Annotated in this window: 19 protein-coding genes; 7 read left to right on the top strand and 12 right to left on the bottom strand. The window is 40.6% G+C overall.

All coding sequences use genetic code 11. The annotated features are described in order from the left end of the window. The first annotated feature begins 105 nt into the window (after positions 1-105). Both rpmF and ACMX3D_RS25685 read left to right on the top strand, forming a co-directional pair. Complete coding sequence (gene rpmF, locus ACMX3D_RS25690) at positions 106-279, top strand: 50S ribosomal protein L32 (protein ID WP_482748612.1); 174 nt, start codon at positions 106-108, stop codon at positions 277-279. A 686-nt stretch (positions 280-965) separates the two neighbouring features. Continuing rightward, a complete protein-coding gene (locus ACMX3D_RS25685) occupies positions 966-1571 on the top strand; it encodes a sulfite oxidase-like oxidoreductase (RefSeq protein WP_482748611.1) in 606 nt (201 codons plus the stop codon). A gap of 40 nt (positions 1572-1611) precedes the next feature. Here the strand turns inward: ACMX3D_RS25685 and ACMX3D_RS25680 are convergent, their stop codons facing one another. The 5 genes from ACMX3D_RS25680 to ACMX3D_RS25660 all read right to left on the bottom strand — a co-directional run bounded on the left by ACMX3D_RS25680 (position 1612) and on the right by ACMX3D_RS25660 (position 10162). Further along, positions 1612-2994 (bottom strand): aldehyde dehydrogenase, encoded by a 1383-nt coding sequence (locus ACMX3D_RS25680; protein ID WP_482748610.1) that lies wholly within the window; start codon positions 2992-2994, stop codon positions 1612-1614. A gap of 156 nt (positions 2995-3150) precedes the next feature. Then, positions 3151-4296 carry an ATP-binding response regulator gene (locus ACMX3D_RS25675; RefSeq protein WP_482748609.1) on the bottom strand — a complete coding sequence of 382 codons (1146 nt, stop codon included), beginning with the start codon at positions 4294-4296 and terminating at the stop codon, positions 3151-3153. Positions 4297-4795: 499 nt separating this feature from the next. Beyond that, positions 4796-6301: an amidophosphoribosyltransferase gene (gene purF, locus ACMX3D_RS25670; RefSeq protein ID WP_482748608.1), complete on the bottom strand. Its 1506-nt coding sequence runs from the start codon at positions 6299-6301 to the stop codon at positions 4796-4798. A gap of 260 nt (positions 6302-6561) precedes the next feature. Beyond that, positions 6562-8922, bottom strand: coding sequence for a phosphoribosylformylglycinamidine synthase subunit PurL (purL, locus tag ACMX3D_RS25665; protein WP_482748607.1), 2361 nt, complete (start codon positions 8920-8922; stop codon positions 6562-6564). A 754-nt stretch (positions 8923-9676) separates the two neighbouring features. After that, positions 9677-10162, bottom strand: coding sequence for an allophycocyanin (locus ACMX3D_RS25660; RefSeq protein WP_482748606.1), 486 nt, complete (start codon positions 10160-10162; stop codon positions 9677-9679). Between the two features lie 145 nt (positions 10163-10307). Between ACMX3D_RS25660 and rlmD the strand changes: the two genes are divergently transcribed. Beyond that, on the top strand, positions 10308-11666 hold the full coding sequence (gene rlmD / locus ACMX3D_RS25655; protein WP_482748605.1) for a 23S rRNA (uracil(1939)-C(5))-methyltransferase RlmD: 1359 nt from the start codon (positions 10308-10310) through the stop codon (positions 11664-11666). A gap of 432 nt (positions 11667-12098) precedes the next feature. After that, complete coding sequence (locus ACMX3D_RS25650; protein ID WP_482748604.1) at positions 12099-12548, top strand: ATP-binding protein; 450 nt, start codon at positions 12099-12101, stop codon at positions 12546-12548. 53 nt (positions 12549-12601) lie between these two features. Here ACMX3D_RS25650 and ACMX3D_RS25645 read toward each other — a convergent pair whose 3' ends face one another. Next, the gene (locus tag ACMX3D_RS25645) at positions 12602-12877 is read right to left on the bottom strand and encodes a DUF6439 family protein (protein ID WP_482748603.1); all 276 of its coding nucleotides are present in this window, start codon (positions 12875-12877) and stop codon (positions 12602-12604) included. A 53-nt stretch (positions 12878-12930) separates the two neighbouring features. Between ACMX3D_RS25645 and ACMX3D_RS25640 the strand changes: the two genes are divergently transcribed. Next, complete coding sequence (locus tag ACMX3D_RS25640) at positions 12931-13299, top strand: sll0565 family protein (protein WP_482748602.1); 369 nt, start codon at positions 12931-12933, stop codon at positions 13297-13299. Positions 13300-13301: 2 nt separating this feature from the next. Beyond that, positions 13302-14693 (top strand): asparagine--tRNA ligase, encoded by a 1392-nt coding sequence (gene asnS / locus ACMX3D_RS25635; protein WP_482748601.1) that lies wholly within the window; start codon positions 13302-13304, stop codon positions 14691-14693. 113 nt (positions 14694-14806) lie between these two features. Here the strand turns inward: asnS and ACMX3D_RS25630 are convergent, their stop codons facing one another. The 6 genes from ACMX3D_RS25630 to ACMX3D_RS25605 form a co-directional block, all read right to left on the bottom strand. Next, a complete protein-coding gene (locus ACMX3D_RS25630; protein ID WP_482747408.1) occupies positions 14807-15403 on the bottom strand; it encodes a transposase in 597 nt (198 codons plus the stop codon). After that, complete coding sequence (locus ACMX3D_RS25625; RefSeq protein WP_482747409.1) at positions 15361-15753, bottom strand: helix-turn-helix domain-containing protein; 393 nt, start codon at positions 15751-15753, stop codon at positions 15361-15363. The genes ACMX3D_RS25630 and ACMX3D_RS25625 overlap by 43 nt, the downstream gene beginning before the upstream one ends. Positions 15754-15929: 176 nt before the next feature. Then, complete coding sequence (locus ACMX3D_RS25620; protein WP_482748600.1) at positions 15930-16304, bottom strand: hypothetical protein; 375 nt, start codon at positions 16302-16304, stop codon at positions 15930-15932. 548 nt (positions 16305-16852) lie between these two features. Further along, entirely contained in the window at positions 16853-17245 is a 393-nt protein-coding gene (locus ACMX3D_RS25615) for a GFA family protein (protein WP_482748599.1), read from the bottom strand. 19 nt (positions 17246-17264) lie between these two features. Then, positions 17265-17609 carry a hypothetical protein gene (locus tag ACMX3D_RS25610; RefSeq protein WP_482748598.1) on the bottom strand — a complete coding sequence of 115 codons (345 nt, stop codon included), beginning with the start codon at positions 17607-17609 and terminating at the stop codon, positions 17265-17267. Beyond that, on the bottom strand, positions 17610-19094 hold the full coding sequence (locus ACMX3D_RS25605; RefSeq protein WP_482748597.1) for a CIA30 family protein: 1485 nt from the start codon (positions 19092-19094) through the stop codon (positions 17610-17612). It lies immediately after the preceding gene. 262 nt (positions 19095-19356) lie between these two features. On the opposite strand from ACMX3D_RS25605, the gene ACMX3D_RS25600 reads away from it, so the two are divergent. Next, positions 19357-19857, top strand: coding sequence for a HugZ family pyridoxamine 5'-phosphate oxidase (locus ACMX3D_RS25600; RefSeq protein ID WP_482748596.1), 501 nt, complete (start codon positions 19357-19359; stop codon positions 19855-19857). The last annotated feature ends 18 nt before the right edge of the window (positions 19858-19875 follow it).

Below are 19875 nucleotides of genomic sequence, written 5' to 3'. Positions count from 1 at the left end.
CTTAGCGCTGCTTTGCGTTTAAATATTCCTCATAGGAACACCATTGCAGATGCCAATAGATGGCTTAGAATAGAAAGGTTGTCAAAAATTGCGATATCCGCTACTATGGCTGTCCCTAAGAAGAAAACTTCCAAATCTAAACGCGATAAACGTCGAGCCACTTGGAGACATAAAGCTGCTATTGAAGCTCAAAAAGCTCTCTCCCTTGGCAAGTCAATTTTGACTGGACGTTCTACATTTGTATATCCTGCTGCTGAAGAAGAGGAAGAAGAATCATAATTTCCGATTTAGGAAAAACACCAGCATCACCGAAGATTTGAGCGGTAAAAGTCACCGCTCAGGCTTTTCGGCAGTTTATCAAAAGTTTTTCCTAGATTACCTAAATAAATTAGCCACAATACATAGCGTGCAGAAACTCTTCGGGTAAATAAAAAATCGGTAATGAATAATCAGGAAAATCCATTATCCATTACCTCTTACCCATGACTGATGATCAGATAATCATAATCAAACAGTAAAGTATCTGGATATCCTAACGATTAGGTGTTCAGCAAAATTAATATTTGTTCTCTTCCTGAGTCTAATTGTTGATGCTCAGGCTCTCTAACACAGTTAGGATACGGTTTAGATAGTCATTTCAAAATAGCCCAGTATCTCACATAAAGAGTGCTGAGTTAAAAGTGCTGAGTGCTGAGTAGAAAGACCATACACAAGCAGCATTTACCAGGTCTCACGTCTTGCACCTAGCCCTAGCGATTAGAAATCGCGGCTATACAAACAAAGTCCGCCTGCGCGGACTAACAGAAAATCAAGGTTTTTAACCCGCGTAGGCGGGTTTTGCCTGTGTAGCCGCGACTTCCAGTCGCCTGGTGCAAGATATGAGAAGTCTAAAGTGATGAGTACTTTCTACATCACTCTGTACTCAGCATTTAGCACTGAGAAAGTAAACTGATTTTGCTGAGAGTATGTTAGGAAAGTTTTTTCAAAAACCAGATAAAGAACAGGGAGAACGTGTCCCGCCTGGACAACACCTAGCTAAGGGTTTTCCTGTATTAACTTATGGAGCAACACCCCAAGTCAATATAGAAGAGTGGGAATTTCGAGTTTGGGGTTTAGCCAAACCTGCTGTTTTCACTTGGTCAGACTTTATGGCGCTACCACAGCACGAATTTACAGCAGATTTCCACTGTGTCACCCGTTGGTCAAAACTAGATGTCAAGTGGATTGGCATTAAGGTAACAGACTTCATGAATTTGATAGAGGTAGAGCCAGAAGCAGCCTATGTGATGGAACATTGCTATGGCGGCTACACCACCAACATTGCAATGGAAGACTTTGTACGGGAAGAAAATTTCTTTGCTTTTCAATTATTTGGAGAGCCATTACCCGCAGAACATGGTGGCCCACTGCGTTTAGTTGTCCCCCACCTCTACGCCTGGAAAAGTGCCAAGTGGATTAATGGTTTAGAATTTCTGAATCGAGAAGAACTAGGTTTTTGGGAGCGTAACGGCTACCACCGCCGAGGTGAACCTTGGGCAGAAGAACGCTACAGCGGTGGTTTTGGGTTTTAGAATTTTGTAGAGACGTTGCATTACAACGTCTCTACATTTTTTACCCAATTAATCGCTTCAAGAAGGATAATTTGTCTTTATACGGAGCGTAGCGCCATTTTAAATCCAGCCAAAATGAATTACTAAGTACACTTTTCTTATGAGAAAAAGTGTCAAAAGAAGCTTTGCCATGATAGTTACCAATACCACTATCACCTACACCACCAAAGGGCAAAGATAAGACACCAAGATGCACTATTGTGTCGTTAATACAAACGCCTCCAGAGGAAGTTTCTTGTAAAACTCGCTGTTGCAAGTTTTTGTTTTGTGTGAACAAGTACAAAGCTAAGGGTTTCGGTTTGGAATTAATTAAGGCGATCGCTTCTTTAATATCTGTATATTCAACTATAGGTAAAATTGGCCCAAAAATTTCTTCCTGCATTACAGGGTCGGTTAACGAGACTTGATCAATTATTGTGGGAGCAATGTAGCGCTCTTCAATTTTGCTTTCTCCACCAATAATAATTTCGCCCTGATTCAGAAGATGCGTCAACCTTTCACAATGTTTTTGACTGATAATCCTGGCATAATCAGGGCTATTTTTGGGATTATCTCCATAAAATTCTACCAGGCTTTTTTTCAAGCCATGCAGTAAATCTTGTTTGATTTTTTTATCAACTAAAAGATAGTCGGGTGCAACACAAGTTTGTCCTGCATTAATGAATTTACCCCAAGCAATGCGCCTCGCTGTATGTTCTAAATTGACATCAGCATCAACAATACAAGGGCTTTTTCCACCTAGTTCTAAAGTCACTGGGGTGAGATGTTTTGCCGCTGCTTCCATAACAATTTTGCCGACAGCTGTGCCACCTGTAAAAAAGATATGATCAAATTTTTCTGCTAGAAGCTTTTGGCTGGCTTCTACACCACCTTCAACTACAGCAATAAACTCTGGCTCAAAATATTTACCAATAATCTGAGCTAACACACTAGAGGTAGCTGGTGCAATTTCTGAAGGCTTGAGAAGTGAGCAATTGCCTGCGGCGATCGCACCAACTAAAGGTGCAATAATTAAATTAAAGGGATAATTCCAAGGGCCGATAATTAAAATTACTCCTAAAGGTTCGGCATAAATTTTAGCTGAGTAGGAAAAAAAGTCTAAGGGAACTTCTGCTTTTTTAGGTTTAGTCCATGAGTGAATATTTTTAATAGCATAATCAATTTCTTTGATTACGCTCATTTCTCCTATGTAACTTTCAAATTCAGGTTTATGTAAATCTGCTTGCAAAGCTTGCACAATAGCTGTTTCGTTTTCTTTTATTGCTTGCTTAAGTGTTCTCAGTTTATCTAAACGAAAAGCTATATCTTTAGTTTTTCCTGTTTGAAAAAATTCGCGTTGTTTGTGAATAATCTCATTAATATTTGATAATTCTGTGGTAATCATTATGTTAGCCTCTGATAAAATATTTGGTAATAGTAATTAGAATTTAATTAAAATTATATTAGTTAATTTTTTAAGGTCACATAAATAAAAAATAAAAAATTACGAGTTAAGCAATCTAAACATCACATAACTCATAATTTATCATTCATTATTACTTCAACATTTAAATGGTAAGCGTACAATAAATTCACTACCCTTACCTAAGACGGAATTGACAAATATCTGGCCTTGATGTGCCTCGACAATACGACGAGATAGGTACAATCCTAAACCACTACCAGAACTTTTATGGCTGCCTTGGCGAAATCTTTGAAACAAGGTGCTTTGTTCTTCTGGCGGAATGCCTGAACCCGTATCGGCAACCACAATATTAATATAGTCACTACTAGAGGTGGATGACGAGACTCCAGAGGAGGAAAGTACATTATTTTCTTGTAGAGGCGAGAGGCGAATCGCTACGTAGCCAGATTCCGTAAATTTGATCGCATTACCTATCAGGTTAGTTAACAAACGGTGCAGTTCCAAGCGATCGCCCATAATGTTAGTGTTAGTTAATTCCTCCGCATAATCTAGTTTCATAGTTAATGCTTTAGCTTCTGCTAAGGGTGTCAGTTCCCCCACAACTTCTTCAACTAACTGTTTTAAATCAACTGGTTGAAATGCGAGAGTTTTGCGCCCAGCTTCAAAGCGATAAACTTCTAGTAAGGTATTCACCATCGACAACAAGTTAGCATTGCTACGCGCCATAATGGTGAGTGCTTCTCGCATTTGCGGTGATAAAGTACCTAAAGCACCTTGCTCAAACAGCATTAACATCCGATCTGCTGCAACTAAGGGAGTACGCAAGTCATGGGTGAGGCGGGAAACAAAATCTTCTCGCTGACGGGCAATTTCATCACGCTCATCCATACTATGCTTGAGCCGCAGGAGCGATCGCACTCTTGCCAATAATTCATCTACCGTCACAGGTTTACGAATAAAATCATCAGCACCCAAATCTAATCCATGTGCGACGTTGGGCGCATCGTGAGCTGTGATTAACAAAATTGGAATATATTGCTGCAAGTTCATCTCCCCACGAATGCGCTTGGTGACTTCATAGCCATCCATTCCTGGCATCATTAAATCCAGCAATACCAAGTCACAGGGAGAAGCTTCTAATTGTGCTAACGCTACAATACCGTTTTCTGCGGTACTAACCGTATATCCTTCTTCCTCAAGAATGGTTTTAATTAAAAAAACGTTATCTGGAGAGTCATCGACAACCAAAATTTTGTCAGGGTAAGGCGATAGTGAACTCATGTGTGAGGAAAGTTTCGGGTAGATGTGAGTTTTTCAGCGAAACTGCTATATTGCTACCACTTTTTGGTTATTTGTTTTTTAGCTTACATTCCGCCATATAAAGTGGCACAGTCAGCAATTTTACTTCAATTGTAGAATATTAAAAATCAGTTAAATTCAATAATTTCAGCTTGAATAAAAGCGGTCGCTGCATTTACAACAAGCCTCTAGAGAATGATTTTTGTTAGCATCCTCAGATAATATTTATTATCAGGCTGTTAATTATAACAAACAGAAAATTCTTATTAAAATTACTGTTAATAGTTATAAGTTTTTTCTATTAAAAATATCCGGCTATCAAACTAATCTAGCAGTCTAATAACCGGATATTCTCAAGAAGAATACAGAATTCAAGAGTTAGAATTCAGAATCAAGTGTTGGGTTTTCGCATAAATCAATCACCCAGTCTAAATTGCTACAAGCCTTACTATCACAGTTTTTTCATTTCAGACTTCAAACTTCAGACTTCAGCTGCTACCTTCTCTAAAATCAATTTAGAACGTTTTACTTGTTCAGGAATGGCGATGGGGTAATCTCCAGTAAAGCAGGCAGAACAAAAACTATTGGTATCTTCTCCTGTAGCTGTCAGCATTCCTTCCCAACTCAGATAAGCCAGGGTGTCTACTTTCAGTTGCTTGGCAATTTCTTCAACTGACTTGGTAGCAGCAATTAATTGATCTTGGCTATCAGTATCAATTCCATAAAAGCAAGGATGTGTGACAGGCGGGGAAGAAATTCGCATATGTACTTCCGCTGCGCCTGCATCACGCAAAGCTTTTACTAGTTTACGACTGGTAGTACCACGCACAATCGAATCATCCACAATCACGACTCGTTTACCCGCCAGCACATCTTTGAGAGGGTTGAGTTTCATGCGGATACCCGACTCACGCATATTTTGGGTTGGTTGAATAAAGGTTCGTCCTACATAGCGATTTTTAATCAGTCCTTCACCGTAGGGAACACCAGAAGCTTGAGAAAACCCAATAGCAGCGGGAATACCAGAATCAGGTACACCAAAAACAATATCAGCTGCGACAGCAGATTCGGCAGCTAGTTGTCGCCCTAAGCGCATCCGATAGCTATATAAACTTTCGTTATGCATAACGCTATCAGGACGAGCAAAGTAAATCATCTCAAAAATGCACAATTTACGTTGCGGTTTTTGACTCCAGTGGTAAGAAGCCAAACCTTCTTCAGTAATCCAAACTAACTCACCTGGTTCTACATCTCGGAGGTATTCAGCACCAATAATGTCTAAACCACAAGTTTCAGAAGACAATACATAACGGACTGGATTACTACCGACAGTCCCAATTACCAAAGGACGAATACCATTCGGATCACGGGTTCCCATTACCCCAATTGGTGTCCCGATGACTAAACTAAAGGCTCCTTGACAGCGGTGAAACGCTTGTATTGCACCATCTAACCAATCTGCACCCCCATTGATTGCTTCAGCGATCGCAAAGGCAATCATTTCTGAGTCGGTGGTAGTTACCAAGTTAAAATTACTCTTGAGCAATTCGTCACGCAATTGCGTTGTATTGACAAGATTCCCATTGTGTGCAAGAGCTATGGAGCCTAAGCGAGTTTCCACCACAGCGGGTTGAGCGTTGACTTTGCGACTAGAACCAGTGGTGGAATAACGAGTGTGACCGACGGCGAGATTTCCTGGTAACTCCTCTAATATTGACTCGTTAAATACTTGAGACACCAAGCCCATATCTTTGTGTAGGTGGACTTTTTCACCCTCAAAAGTGGCAATCCCAGCTGATTCTTGACCCCGGTGCTGGAGGGCATATAGTCCAAAGTAGGTCAGTTTCGCAACGTCTTCTCCTGGTGCGTAGAGTCCAAAGACACCGCAAGCTTCTTCTGGCTTGTCAGGACGATTTTCTTGACTATTAGTGAGGTTGGAAGTTTGTTCGGGGTATTCATCCGAAGTGACGGAATGAGTGGGAATCATGCTGGCTTTGCTCCTGGTGGGGGTGTCAACGCAAATTACTAATTCGTAATTTGGAATTCGTAATTAAACCGAGAGTTAGAGAAAGCGACCTCTACAAATTGTCCAATTACGAATTGTCAAGTCACTGGGATTATGGCTTTAGGTGGTTACTTGTTCTTAACAAATCTTTAACCACTTATTAAAACAGTACCTTAAGAAGGATGAAGTATGAAGTATAAAGTGTGAAATTTTAGACTTCAGCCTACAGACTTCATACTTTTTCAGGCTGTAGTGTGTGCAGCTAGACGTGTTGCGATCGCATTATTGTAACGACCCTTCATATCTTCCATACTAACTGCGATTAAGGTTTGGTTATCAGTAGTTAAAACCGTCAAACCTGCATCGAGATTACTAACCATGCCGAGTTTTTGCCAATCTTGTCCCAGATGTGCCTGTAAGTAGGATTCCCACATTTGTTGTTGTTCTAATCCCACCGACACTACAATTCTCGCCCCAGCTTCACCGAACAGCACTTCATCGAGACGTTGTAACTGGTTGGGAGATATTTCCAAAGAAACGGTCGCACCTAAGTTGCCAGCAATGCAACATTCTGCCAAAGCTACAACCAAGCCTCCCTCAGCACAATCGTGGGCTGAACGCACCCAACCCTCACGAATACCCTCACGGCAAACCTGCTGCACACGGCGTTCCAAGTCATAATTTACTCGTGGTGGTCTACCAGCTACAGTGTTGTGGATAGTAGCTAAATATTCTGAGGCTCCCAGTTCAGTTTTGGATTGTACGGTTAACCCTAATAAATAAATGACATCACCACTTGCTTGCCAAGCTTGACCACAAATTTTGGTGAAATCAGGAATCAAACCAACCATTCCCACCACAGGAGTTGGATAAATTGGTTGGGGGTTTCCTTCAGAATCGAGGGTTTCGTTATATAGGGAAACATTACCGCCTGTGACTGGTGTAGCTAATTCTTGACAAGCTTCTGCCAAACCGCGACAAGCTTCTGCCAGTTGCCAGTAACCAATGGGTTTTTCAGGACTACCAAAATTCAAGTTATCAGTAACAGCCAATGGTTCTGCACCCACACAACTTAAATTACGTGCTGCTTCTGCGACTACCGCCTTAGCACCTTCATAAGGATCAAGATAAACATAACGGGGATTACAATCTACCGTTGCTGCCACAGCCGATTTGAGATTTTGCGATGTGAGATTAGGAATTGCTTCTAGTGGACGCAAGCGGACTACAGCAGCATCTGCACCGCCAGGAAGGGAGACAGTATTGTTTTGTACCTGATGGTCGTATTGACGGTATACCCAATTTTTCGATGCGATCGTGGGTGTATCGAGTAAAGTCAATAAAATATCATTCCAATTGTAGCTACGTCCTGAGATTTCGATACCCGCAGTTGTACAAGCTGGCAAAGTATCAGCTGTCCATGCCCAAGCTTGACGGGCGTATTCTGGCGGTTCTGCTAACAACTCACGCTCGTACAGTGGCGTATTTTCTGCTAAAGCATCAGCCGGAATTTCAGCAGCAATCTTACCCCGGAATAAAATTCTGACGATGGGTTCAGCAATCACTGTCCCAGCCACAACAGCATGAAGTCCCCAACGGTGGAAAATATCGATTAATTCCTGTTCCCGGCCTTTGTGGGCAACAAACAGCATTCTTTCTTGAGATTCCGACAGCAAATATTCATAGGGAACCATGCCAGTTTCCCGCACCGGAATCTTATCTAAATTTAATTCAATGCCGACACCGCCTTTGGCAGCCATTTCTGAAGTAGAACAGGTGATACCTGCTGCACCCATATCTTGGGCTGCGACCACTGCACCTGTTTTAAATGCTTCTAAACAAGCTTCAATTAAAGACTTTTCTAGGAATGGGTCGCCGACTTGCACCGCCGGACGGTCATCCATTGACTCATCACTTAATTCGGCACTGGCGAAGCTTGCACCGCCCATACCATCACGTCCTGTAGTAGAACCGACATACAATACTGGATTACCTAAACCAGAAGCACCTGATTTAACGATTTCTGGGGTTTCCATCAATCCCAGCGCCATCACGTTAACTAAGGGATTTCCGGCATAAGCAGGATCAAAGTAAACTTCGCCACCAACAGTGGGTACGCCAACACAGTTGCCATAATGGCTGATTCCTGAAACTACACCAGTAAATAGCCTTTGGGTTCTAGCATCATCTAGAGAACCAAAGCGCAGGGAGTTTAACAACGCAATAGGACGCGCACCCATTGTAAAAATATCTCTGAGAATACCACCCACACCTGTGGCGGCTCCTTGGAAAGGTTCAACGGCGGAGGGGTGGTTATGAGATTCAATTTTAAATGCTAGGCGTAATCCTTCACCCAGGTCAACAACTCCGGCATTTTCGCCAGGGCCGACAAGAATACGGGGGCCTGTAGTCGGAAATTGTTTGAGCAAAGGTCGGGAATTTTTGTAGCAGCAATGTTCTGACCACATCACCCCAAACATTCCCAGTTCTGCTTTGTTAGGATGACGACCTAAACGTCGCACAATTTCTGCATATTCTTCTGGCTTCAGACCTTCGGAGGCAATTTCTTGGGGAGAAAACGGATCTTTGGGGGTGGTGGTCATGGGAATAATGCACCAAGGGGACAGAAGACTATTTTATAGTCAATGGTCAATGGTCAATAGTCAATGGTCAATAGTCAATAGTCCATAGTCAAAAGTGCTGAGTAAGATATTCTCCCTCTGCCTCCTGCCTCTGCTCTCCCTACTCCCCATTCTCTAATTTCCACATAGGAACTTTCTTAACTGCACTCTATTGCATTATGACTCACTTAAGTAGATACCGCTCGATGGTAACACCCAAGTGACGACAATCACATAGAAACATGATTGAGATCGTCTCCCTACCTTTGCCAAATTGGCATAATTACATACAACTGAACTCTAGCCGAGTCATTAATAGGGAACACACTAATCGCCGACAGCTTTGATGAAAGACTGTCGGCTTTTTGTATTTAGTTAAAGTCTGAAGTGTGTAGACGCGTAGCGGTGAAGCAGTGCGTTGGGCGGGTTCCCCGACTCCCTCACTGCTGAACCCGAAGGGCTTGCCGTTCGCGTAGCGTCTCCTTTTAAGAGAAGGCTAGTATAAAGTATGCAATCTCATTCTTTAGGCTTCTGTCCCCTGCCTTTTGACCATTGACCATTGACCAAACAAAATTTCCCCACAGTTGGTTGATAGCTTGACACTGAGACTGCCACAGCCACTACCAAATGTGGGGAGGGTATGATCAAATTAGAGATCTTATCTTTGAGTGCTAACACTCTGCACTCACTTTAGTAGACCGGAAGACACATCTAAAGAAGCAAAACTAACTTTGAATTATGACATCGCTTGAATGATGTAATCAAAGTATGGTGATGCTGCTGCTGCGTCGTCTGCACTTAGTAAGTCAAGGGAGGCTTTTTTCAAACAGTTAATGGCTTCTACCATTCCAGGAACGGGAACACCGAGAGAGTTGTACATCTCCCTAACTCCAATTAAGCCAATTTTTTCAATTGGCTCTTTGTCACCAGCAAGTACGCCATAGGTAATCAGGCGTAAGTACCAGCCAAAGTCACGGATACAGAGAGCGCGTTGGCGTTCACCGTAGGCATTGCCACCAGGTGCGATAAAATCAGGGCGCTTCTGCCAAAGTTGCTTGGTAGCTTCCTGAACTATCTTTTTTTCATTTTCAGCTAAGGTCGCGGCAATTCGCGTCCGTTGCTCGCCAGTTTGCAAAAATTCTTTGATACTCTTGAGTTCGCCACTGCTGGGGTAACGCAGTTCGTCGTCGGCTTTGAGAATAACTTGGCTAATTACAGTCATGATTATTGTAATCACGAGAAATATTATTTGTTAGTTTAACGAGTTGGAGGTACAGAAGTGAAGGGAAAAAAAAGTATGAAGTGTGAAGTCTGAAGTATGAAAATAAACTTCTGCCTCTTGACAAATGACCATTGACTATTGACTAATGACAAATATTTGGAAACAGGGTGAATTAATTGAAGTAGCGATCGCAGACCTGAGTGATACTGGTGATGGTGTCGGTCGCTATGAGGAGCGTGTGGTATTTGTGCCAGATACTGTACCAGGCGATCGCGTCCAGGTACGCTTATTACACGTCAAGCCTAAATATGCTCATGGCAAACTAGTGCAACTATTGCACCCATCACAGCACCGCATTCGACCGAGTTGTATCGTGGCTGATAAATGTGGTGGTTGTCAGTGGCAGCATATTAATTATGAATATCAGCTAGAAGCTAAACGCAATCAAGTTATTCAAGCTTTGCAGCGTATTGGTGGTTTTGATGCACCATCAGTAAATCCCGTATTGACAGCTGTGTCACCTTTGGGCTACCGCAATAAAGCCACTTATCCTTTCAGTGTTTCTACTACAGGTCAAGTACAAGCGGGATATTACCAAAAAGGTAGCCACCATTTAGTTAACTTGAATCAATGTCCTGTACAAGATTCCCGATTAAATCCTTTACTGGCGGATGTTAAGCAAGACATTCAAAAGCGCGGTTGGAAAATTTACAACGAACAGCGACACCAAGGACAAATCCGGCATTTAGGTTTACGTATTGGCCGCCGTACTGGCGAAATGTTGTTGACTTTGGTAGTTACTGACTGGAATTTACCGAAAATTACAGAACAGGCTGAGGAATGGTTGCAGCGCTATCCGCAATTAGTAGGAGTGTCTATCAATCGCAACCCTGAACGGACTAATGCCATCTTTGGTAGAGAAACTCACTGCATTGCAGGTGTTCCGTATCTGCGAGAAAAATTTGCAGATTTAGAATTTCAAGTCCGCCCCGATACATTTTTCCAAGTTTCTACGGAAACAGCCGAAGCATTGTTAGAAGTCATTCAGTCAGAACTGAATCTACAAGGAAATGAAGTGCTAGTTGACGCTTACTGCGGGATTGGGACGTTAACTCTGCCCTTAGCCAAGCAAGTGCGTCAAGCCGTAGGGCTGGAAGTGCAAGCTGAAGCAGTAGAACAAGCAATATTGAACGCCGATCGCAACAGTATATATAACGTTACATTCCAAGTCGGTGCGGTAGAGAATTTACTGCCGCAAATGGGAATAATACCGGATGTGGTCATACTAGATCCGCCACGTAAGGGATGCGATCGCACTGTCATCGATTCATTACTGCGATCGAAACCTGCACGCATCGTTTACGTCAGCTGTAAAGTAGCCACACTTGCTCGCGATCTGAAATTGTTGTGTCAAGGAGGCATATATAAACTTACAAGGGTGCAACCTGCTGATTTTTTCCCACAAACATCTCATGTAGAAGCTGCTGCCTTTCTTGTGTTATGACTTTTAAATGAGAGTACGCAATCTTCATCAAAATCTTAAATTGCAAATTTGTAGTCTCTTGCATAGTAAAAATGCTAAAATCGTATTAACCTAAAAATAGAAATGATTTTGTTAAAACAACTAAAGCTGCATATACTCTCACTACTTATGAATCAGGTTGTCTGACATAAAAATCGGCAATACAAAAGTCATCCTAATAGTTCTCAAAAAATTTCAGCAAATTTTAATTTGCTAACTGCAATCGCAGGTTTTTAACAGCCGTTTTATGTATCAACAATCGAATTTCATAAACAGAGTAAATGCTCCCTAGCATTTTCAAAACTTAGTATAAAAGACGCAAGTTTGAAGGCAGCATGACCACCTTTAATTTTGTCAGGGTGCGCGTACAAGCAAACTGATGTCTGGCTAACTGAAAGCTATGGGGTTTCTCTTGTGATTAGTATTTCGCTCCGTCCAGTTGGACGTTATTGGGGTACACTTAGTTTTGCCTCAACACTTTATCTTTGTCCTATACTAGATTTACTGTTGGCAGAGATTCCAGCAAAATTACAAGCAGAACTGCGGCTAGGACTCCAAGAAGCCTTAGTAAATGCCGCCAAACATGGTAATAATCTTGATCCGAGTAAAAGAGTTGTAGTCCGTTTTTCTCTGATAGATAATCAGTATTGGTGGGTCATATCAGACCAAGGTCAAGGCTTTACGCCCACCCCAAGTTCTAACGAAGATCCTACAGACTATTTACCACCTGATGATTCAGAAAGTGGTCGCGGTCTATGTCTTCTTCATCAAATTTTTGATCAGGTAGAATGGAGCCGCAAAGGTACAGAATTACGGCTTTGTAAGCAAATGGAAAATCGTCCCCGCTTATCTTTGAGACGATGAAAAAAGTATGAAGTGTGAAGTATGAAGTCTGAAGTGATGTTGCATTTCAGACTTCATAATTTAGAGTTTTTATCCCCATGTGTGGGGCATGGGGGCGCAGAAATTGAATTGTCTAACCAACCTGCTGCTTGTTCTAAGCGGGCAAGTGCTTCTTGTGGCTGATTTTTGAGGAGAAATACCAGCGCCGCAGCCGCTTGTTCACTAGCGCGAGAATTGCGGTTAGACTTGAGGCGATGCCAATCGTTAGGAGAGATGGTGAGTCTTTCCATGAGGGCTTGGGCTAGTTCTAGAGTGCTGAGTTCTGAAGTCTGAGTGCGGAGAGATTCCATGTCAGTGCCTGTTAAGTGTTGGCATTACATTAATCTTAATTTACAACCAGTCAATGAAGCCACCTAGACAGTTACATAATTCTTCTGCTGAAGAAAATCAAGAGCCGGATTTTGAGCAAGAATTAGCAGAAGTAGAGCGATCGCTTTTATCCTTAAAAGAAAGGTATAACCAGGTAAAAAGTGATCAACAGCAAAAGGCAGAATGGCAACAACGCCATCAGCAATTAAAAGATAATAAACATCAGACACCAGAAATCAAAGCTGAGTTACGGCAAATTCAAAAGCAGCTGGAATTGCTAGAAATTAACTTAGAAAGCCAGTTATTTTCTTGGCGTAGCCTGAAAAAACCTTTCTGGCAAGCCGTCCGCTTTGGTGGAATGGGCGTTATCATAGGCTGGATATTAAAATCCTGTGCTGGGTAAATATGGTAAATCGACGGATTGCAGAAATATTGCGAAGTGGTCAACCTGATGAGTCTCTTGTAGTTCAAGGCTGGGTAAGAACAAAGCGTGACTTGAAAGGGTTTGCTTTTATTGAAGTCAATGATGGTTCATCACTAGCGAATTTGCAAGTTGTCATCAATCAGGATTTGCCAGACTTCGAGGCGATTTTGAAAAAACTGAATACAGGTGCGTCTGTTGAAGTGAACGGCGTACTCGTGGCTTCTCAAGGGAAGGGACAGCGCATTGAATTGAAAGCCGAGGCGGTGAAAGTTTACGGTGAAGCTGATCCCGAAACTTATCCTTTGCAAAAGAAACGCCACTCTTTTGAATTTTTACGCACGATTGGACATTTGCGATCGCGTACCAATTCCTTTGGTGCAGTTTTCCGGGTTAGAAATGCTTGTTCGACAGCAATTCACCAATTCTTTCAAGAGCGCGGCTTTTTGTGGGTACACACCCCAATTATTACTGCGAGTGATTGCGAAGGTGCGGGTGAATTATTTAGCGTCACCAGTTTGGATCTCAAGAATGTTCCTCGAACTGACAACCAAGCTGTAGATTACACTCAAGACTTTTTTGCTAAACCCACATATTTAACAGTTAGCGGCCAGTTAGAAGCAGAAGTCATGGCGATGGCGTTTTCTAACGTCTACACCTTTGGCCCGACATTCCGTGCCGAAAATTCTAACACCTCCCGTCACCTCGCAGAATTTTGGATGGTTGAGCCAGAAATGGCTTTTTGCGACTTAGACGGTGATATGGATTTAGCAGAGGCTTTTCTCAAGCATATTTTTAATTATGTGTTAGAAAAATGCCCCGAAGATATGGAGTTTTTCAATCAGCGCATTGATGATACTGTTTTAGCAACAGCCGAAAATATTATTAACAATCAATTTGAACGCCTGACTTATACCGATGCAATCAAGCTGTTAGAAAAAGCTGATGTTAAGTTTGAATATCCTGTGAGTTGGGGTTTAGATTTACAATCAGAACACGAACGTTATCTTGCAGAACAACTGTTTAAAAAGCCAGTAATTGTCACAGATTATCCCGCACAAATCAAAGCATTTTATATGCGTTTGAACGACGATGAAAAAACCGTCCGCGCAATGGATATTCTCGCCCCAAAAATTGGTGAAATTATTGGCGGTTCTCAAAGAGAAGAACGTTTAGATGTTTTAGAACGTCGCGTAATAGCCCAGGGAATGAAACCTGAAGATTTATGGTGGTATTTAGACTTACGCCGTTTTGGGACTGTTCCTCACGCGGGTTTTGGTTTGGGTTTTGAAAGACTTGTGCAATTCATGACAGGTATGGGCAATATTCGTGATGTCATCCCCTTTCCACGCACACCACAAAATGCTGAGTTTTAGAAAAAGTATCTTGTAATTCATAAAAAGCAAAACCCGCAAGTGTGGGTTTTGCTTTTTAGTATCAGCATTTAAGTTTATCCTAGATATAGACAGATATACAGCAGATTTGAGGTTCATGAGGTACAGTAGCAGCAATTAGTAAACCAATTTTTTAGATGCTTTGGATCAACTAGTTTCAGCGCAATTTTAATTAAACCATCAACGACAGATGCACTCTTGGGAGAAAATTGTTTCAGAAAAGCTTTTAATTGTGACCACCAATGTTCAATTGGATTGAATTCAGGAGAATAAGGAGATAGATAAAGAACACTTGCTCCCACTCCTTCAATCAAAAGCTGAATCTCTTCGACTTTATGAGCAGGTAGATTATCCATTACAACGACTGCACCAACCCATAATTGCGGAAGTAAAAAATGTTCTACAAAAACTTTATATGCATCTCCATCCATTGAGCCGTTTAAAGTCATCACCGCTAAAACTTTCTTTAAGCTAATTCCTCCGATTACACTTATTTTTGCTCCCCGGTAATATGGTTTAAAATTATACGCTCTAGTGCCGCGCTCGCTTCTTTGATGAGTCCTAGTTAAGCCAAGTAAAACACCCATTTCATCTATAAATACAAGGTTTTCTGGGTCTACTTGCTTTACTTTCTCCCAATACTCTATTCTCAGTTTTTGGACTCTTTCTGTTTTTCCTTGGCTGCTACGCAAAGTCTTTTTTTTCGAGTTAATTTTTGTTTTTGTAATGCACAACACATCACACTTGCACACACCCAAACGTTGTATTTTTCTCCAAAATATTCGCAATATTCCAATAAAGTTGCATCTGGGTAAATTTGAACCATTTCGGCTAATTCGCTCGCGAAATCATCTAGCCTACCCTTCATGGCTCCACCTTGCTTTTTGGGTTCTAGATGTCCTTGCACTCTATGAAGTTGGATTAGCTTTTGCACATAGCTTTTTGCTACACCAAATTGCACAGCAACCTTTCTTATTGAAGTACCACCCTTTTCGTAAGTATTTACTATTTTTTCTCGTAAATCGATTGAGTATGCTTTCATTTTAAGTCTTGATGCACCAATACTATGTGTACCTCATTTACCTCGAAAGTGCTGTAAGAATAAGAGCTATAGCAATCATACTTGATTAGTAAAAATCTAAAATTTCAGCTCCCCGACTTCTTTAAGAAGTCGGGGAGCTTTATTGTGACAAATGATTTATCACTGCTATATATGATTTACATATTAGATGAATCTTCTCCAGGAAATATATCATTGATACCGATAACCCAGGGAATACCTTGGTTGACTGGAGAACTGATGCTAATTTTCGCTTGGTTAGCAAAACGTTTTAACTTATCAGCTAAGTAGGGAACAGTCATCATAATATTTTGATAGCTTTCGATATCATGACAAACCATGATTAATATCAAAATGCCGCTATTAATTTTAAAATACCAGTGGCAACTAGATAATAAAACTCGGACTGTGCGATCGCAAGCTAAAAAAAAGCGTTGTTTGATAGTTTCTTCCAGTTGGCTGAGTAATACTTCACTAATTACTGTTGTTCTATGAGTAGGTAAATCATCAGGAGAAAAATATGGTTGATTCATAGAAATTTGCCCTTATTCAAAATGGTAAGCAAATCACCTGGCATAACCTGAATAATTTTTAGATGTTTGCAGCAACATCATATTCAGTTGTTAAATTATGTCAGATTTTCAAAAAGGCTAATCAGATATCCATTCACTCCTATACACCCCTTTATACAATTGATATCTCTTGTTTTTTATTTTCCTCAGATTTCTTTAGGATTTTCTCTACAAAAATAAATATTTTGCATTTCTTCTTAAGAAAGAATATTTGAAAGAGAAAATAAGGCAAAAGTAAGAAGACAAATATGAACCAAAACTTTCTCTAGAGATTTTATCTAAATATTGCAAAATATGAAGTTATGAATCAAGTAACTGAATTTTTACCTAAACGTATAGGATGAATTTTAAGTATATATGCACAATCAACAAATAATATTTTATTTACTAACAAGTAGATAGAAAGTATGTTTTTTATGCCGTAGGCTAACGCACCACAAAAAATTATAACAAGAGGGTGCGTTGCATTACACGACAACACACCCTACTAGCTTTATTCCGAACTCAGGTTAATTAATCAACTTGTGAATATTAGCTTCCCAATTTGCACCATCAAAAGGTACGATCTCAAAATTACCGATAACATCACCATCCAAACATCTTACATTTACATCTACACAATCAGGATGGCTGCGAGGAATATAAAAAGAATGTATCCCACAAATGCTACAGAATTTATGTTGGGCTACTCCTGTATTAAATTTATAAGTTGTTAATTTATCTTCACCTTGAAGTAACGTAAATTTATCTTGCGGCACAATTAAATGCAAAAAGCCTTTTTTGCTACAAATTGAGCAATTGCAATCATCAACTTTGTGTTTGTCAACAATTACTTTAAAACGTACTGCACCACAATGACAGCCACCTTCATAAGTGGCTGTTGTTTGAATGACTTCTGCCATAATAATTTAAATTCAGCAATTAGCGTGCTTCTAATTTAGCAATTCGCTTTTCTAGAGTATTGACTTGTTGCTTTAATTCAACCACTAAAGTTGCTAATCGGTCAAACATTCTATCGCGCTCTGACTGTGGTATTTTACTAATTGACTGTCGAGGTGTGAGTGTTGTTCTTGCAGATGATGGCTGGCGGTTTTGATAAATTTGAGATTCTATTTGGTTTAACCGAGACTCAACACGATTAAAATCTGCTTGTAAATTGTTGAGGCGTGATTCGATTTGCTGTGATGATGCAGTATTAGAAAATAATCCACCCCAGATAATTAATACCAACACTACAGCTAGGGTTAGTACTTTTATTCGTTTCATTTATTTATCAGGTTGCAATTGCGAAAATAATTGTTGCCAATTAATGTAATTAGCTTTGTTGTCACCTGCTTTTACTTCAAGAGTGACATTATATGCTTGACTTTGTTCTAACGCTTGTAGGCAAAGTTCTGCCACATCCTCTCGACTGATTTTGCCGCGAATATTATCACCTTGTGCAAAAATTAATTCCTGACCGCCTAGTTCTTCAGTTAAGGCACAAGGTCGAATAATTGTATAGGGAATACCACTTGCTCTTAAACTATCTTCTCCCTTTAATTTCCAGGTGAGAATACCTCCTAACTGGTCATTTAATCTGACTGCGGGTGGTTCTTCGTCTAGATTAATACCTGGCCTTCCGGGACGCGTTACCCCTGCGGAACTGACGAGAATGAATTTTGGTAAAGTTTTGCCACCATAGGCTTTAATAGATTCTATCTGCAAACTAAAACCACCAGGTGTAAACTTAGGATTTAAAGCACCATCATATTCAAATTTGCTCAACATTAATTGAAATGAGCTAATTCTACTAGTATTCAATGGTGGAGCATCTTTAACAGTTTTTGCCCGAAATACAGGAGTTAATTCCGCAAAAGGAATACGAATGTTTATCCAAGTATCAGCTACAGTATCAAAAGAATAGCTATAACCTAAACCATCCCAGGTTGCATCTGGACGCAGGAAGATTTTATAACGTTGACCATCACCTTTAACGCGTAATTCTACACCTGTGTAACCAGATAAATTAAAAGGTGGTTCAAAATTTTTAGTTCTAACAGAAGCAAATCCTCCTGAGTTAGCTGTAGAAACGTTACCAGCAAACACAGCGGTATTTTCTGTTAATTGAATATTACTGGAACTAACTCCACCCATGACGACATCATCTAGCGCACCCCAGATATTTTTTAATTCTGCGGATGGATGGGTAAAATCAAATATAAGTTTTTCATTGGCTGCGGGGAGGTATTTAGCAGCTGCTTCTACTAAGTTCTTGACACCTTGATATTCGACGTTTTCTGGAGTGTCGCCAACAATTTCAGGCTGGTAAAATTTAATGCCTTGATAATATTTGGCTCTATCGGCTGTGTCTCCTTCTACTGGTTGGACACGCACTGCTGTACAACAAATCACGGCTTGAATATTCGCCATGACTAAGCTATTTAAAGTTTCGGGTTTGGTGATGTCTGCAACTACTAAGTTAACATCGTTACCAAGAATTGACCGTGCTTTTTCAATATCACGCACCAGACACCTTACTGGATAACCTTTTTTTACAAGTCTTTGCACGACTCGTTTACCAAGACCACCCGTTGCACCCGCTACTAGTATTACACCCACGCTTTTTCCTCCATCAGGTCTAGCTTGTATCTCTTGGGGACGACCTTGGATGAGTTGCTGTATCCAGTTGAGAAAAGGAATTACCTCGAAGTAAGACAGAGTTTCGATAAACCTGCCTAAGTCCCATTGAGAACGATTTTTGTCACTCACAATTGCGTCCTCATTACTTGCTTTCTTGTTACATGATATCGGTTTTGTTCTCAAAGATGAGGTATTAGCTATGATGAATCGCGTTTCCAGTACACAGGAATGTCTACTTCAATAACTTTTTAACTTTTACTCAGCACTCAGCACTTTCAACTCAGCACTTTTAAGTTAGCTACAATTAGTCCAAATCGTTTATTGTTTTTGCGATCGCCCAAAAACGCTAAAATACTTACTTAAATGTTGCTAATCATACAGATATTTACTTATGAGCCAACTAGAACAAGCTCAAGCTGAATACGAAAATTTTCTGCACGATTTTGAAAGTGTCATTATTAGTACTGTCAGTCAGGAAGGCATACCTAATAGTAGTTATGCTCCTTTCGTGATTGATGACGCAAAAAATATTTACATTTATATCAGTGACTTGGCAGCCCACACACAAAATATTTATGCTAATCCCCGTGTGAGTATTTTATTTATTGAAGATGAAGCAAATACTAATAATATTTTTGCTCGTCGTCGCTTAAGTTTTGATTGTACTGCCACTTTAATAGAGCGCGATACGGACACTTGGAATAAAATTGTTGACCAATTTCAAGAACGCTTTGGCGAAATGATTGAAGTATTAAAAAGCTTGACTGACTTTCGGATTTTTCAACTTACTCCAAGTTCAGGCCGTTTTGTTCTGGGATTTGGAAATGCTTATAAAGTTAGCGGCGATAACTTAAATCAGCTAACTCATATTACTAGAGATAATGCTAAATAAAGGGAGTAGAGAGTAGGG

It is taken from the genome of Anabaena sp. TISTR 8404 (genome assembly GCF_056847745.1).
This window is presented reverse-complemented; position numbering and strand designations above follow the sequence as displayed.

What these genes read in the sequence shown, in the direction of transcription:
- rpmF (WP_482748612.1), top strand. Translation starts at nt 106, where the DNA reads ATGGCTGTCCCTAAGAAGAAAACTTCCAAATCTAAACGCGATAAACGT.
- rlmD (WP_482748605.1), top strand. Translation starts at nt 10,308, where the DNA reads ATGACAAATATTTGGAAACAGGGTGAATTAATTGAAGTAGCGATCGCA.
- ACMX3D_RS25645 (WP_482748603.1), bottom strand. Translation starts at nt 12,877, where the DNA reads ATGGAATCTCTCCGCACTCAGACTTCAGAACTCAGCACTCTAGAACTA.
- ACMX3D_RS25600 (WP_482748596.1), top strand. Translation starts at nt 19,357, where the DNA reads ATGAGCCAACTAGAACAAGCTCAAGCTGAATACGAAAATTTTCTGCAC.
- asnS (WP_482748601.1), top strand. Translation starts at nt 13,302, where the DNA reads ATGGTAAATCGACGGATTGCAGAAATATTGCGAAGTGGTCAACCTGAT.
- ACMX3D_RS25675 (WP_482748609.1), bottom strand. Translation starts at nt 4,296, where the DNA reads ATGAGTTCACTATCGCCTTACCCTGACAAAATTTTGGTTGTCGATGAC.
- purF (WP_482748608.1), bottom strand. Translation starts at nt 6,301, where the DNA reads ATGATTCCCACTCATTCCGTCACTTCGGATGAATACCCCGAACAAACT.
- purL (WP_482748607.1), bottom strand. Translation starts at nt 8,922, where the DNA reads ATGACCACCACCCCCAAAGATCCGTTTTCTCCCCAAGAAATTGCCTCC.
- ACMX3D_RS25685 (WP_482748611.1), top strand. Translation starts at nt 966, where the DNA reads ATGTTAGGAAAGTTTTTTCAAAAACCAGATAAAGAACAGGGAGAACGT.
- ACMX3D_RS25640 (WP_482748602.1), top strand. Translation starts at nt 12,931, where the DNA reads ATGAAGCCACCTAGACAGTTACATAATTCTTCTGCTGAAGAAAATCAA.
- ACMX3D_RS25615 (WP_482748599.1), bottom strand. Translation starts at nt 17,245, where the DNA reads ATGGCAGAAGTCATTCAAACAACAGCCACTTATGAAGGTGGCTGTCAT.
- ACMX3D_RS25625 (WP_482747409.1), bottom strand. Translation starts at nt 15,753, where the DNA reads ATGAAAGCATACTCAATCGATTTACGAGAAAAAATAGTAAATACTTAC.
- ACMX3D_RS25610 (WP_482748598.1), bottom strand. Translation starts at nt 17,609, where the DNA reads ATGAAACGAATAAAAGTACTAACCCTAGCTGTAGTGTTGGTATTAATT.
- ACMX3D_RS25620 (WP_482748600.1), bottom strand. Translation starts at nt 16,304, where the DNA reads ATGAATCAACCATATTTTTCTCCTGATGATTTACCTACTCATAGAACA.
- ACMX3D_RS25680 (WP_482748610.1), bottom strand. Translation starts at nt 2,994, where the DNA reads ATGATTACCACAGAATTATCAAATATTAATGAGATTATTCACAAACAA.
- ACMX3D_RS25660 (WP_482748606.1), bottom strand. Translation starts at nt 10,162, where the DNA reads ATGACTGTAATTAGCCAAGTTATTCTCAAAGCCGACGACGAACTGCGT.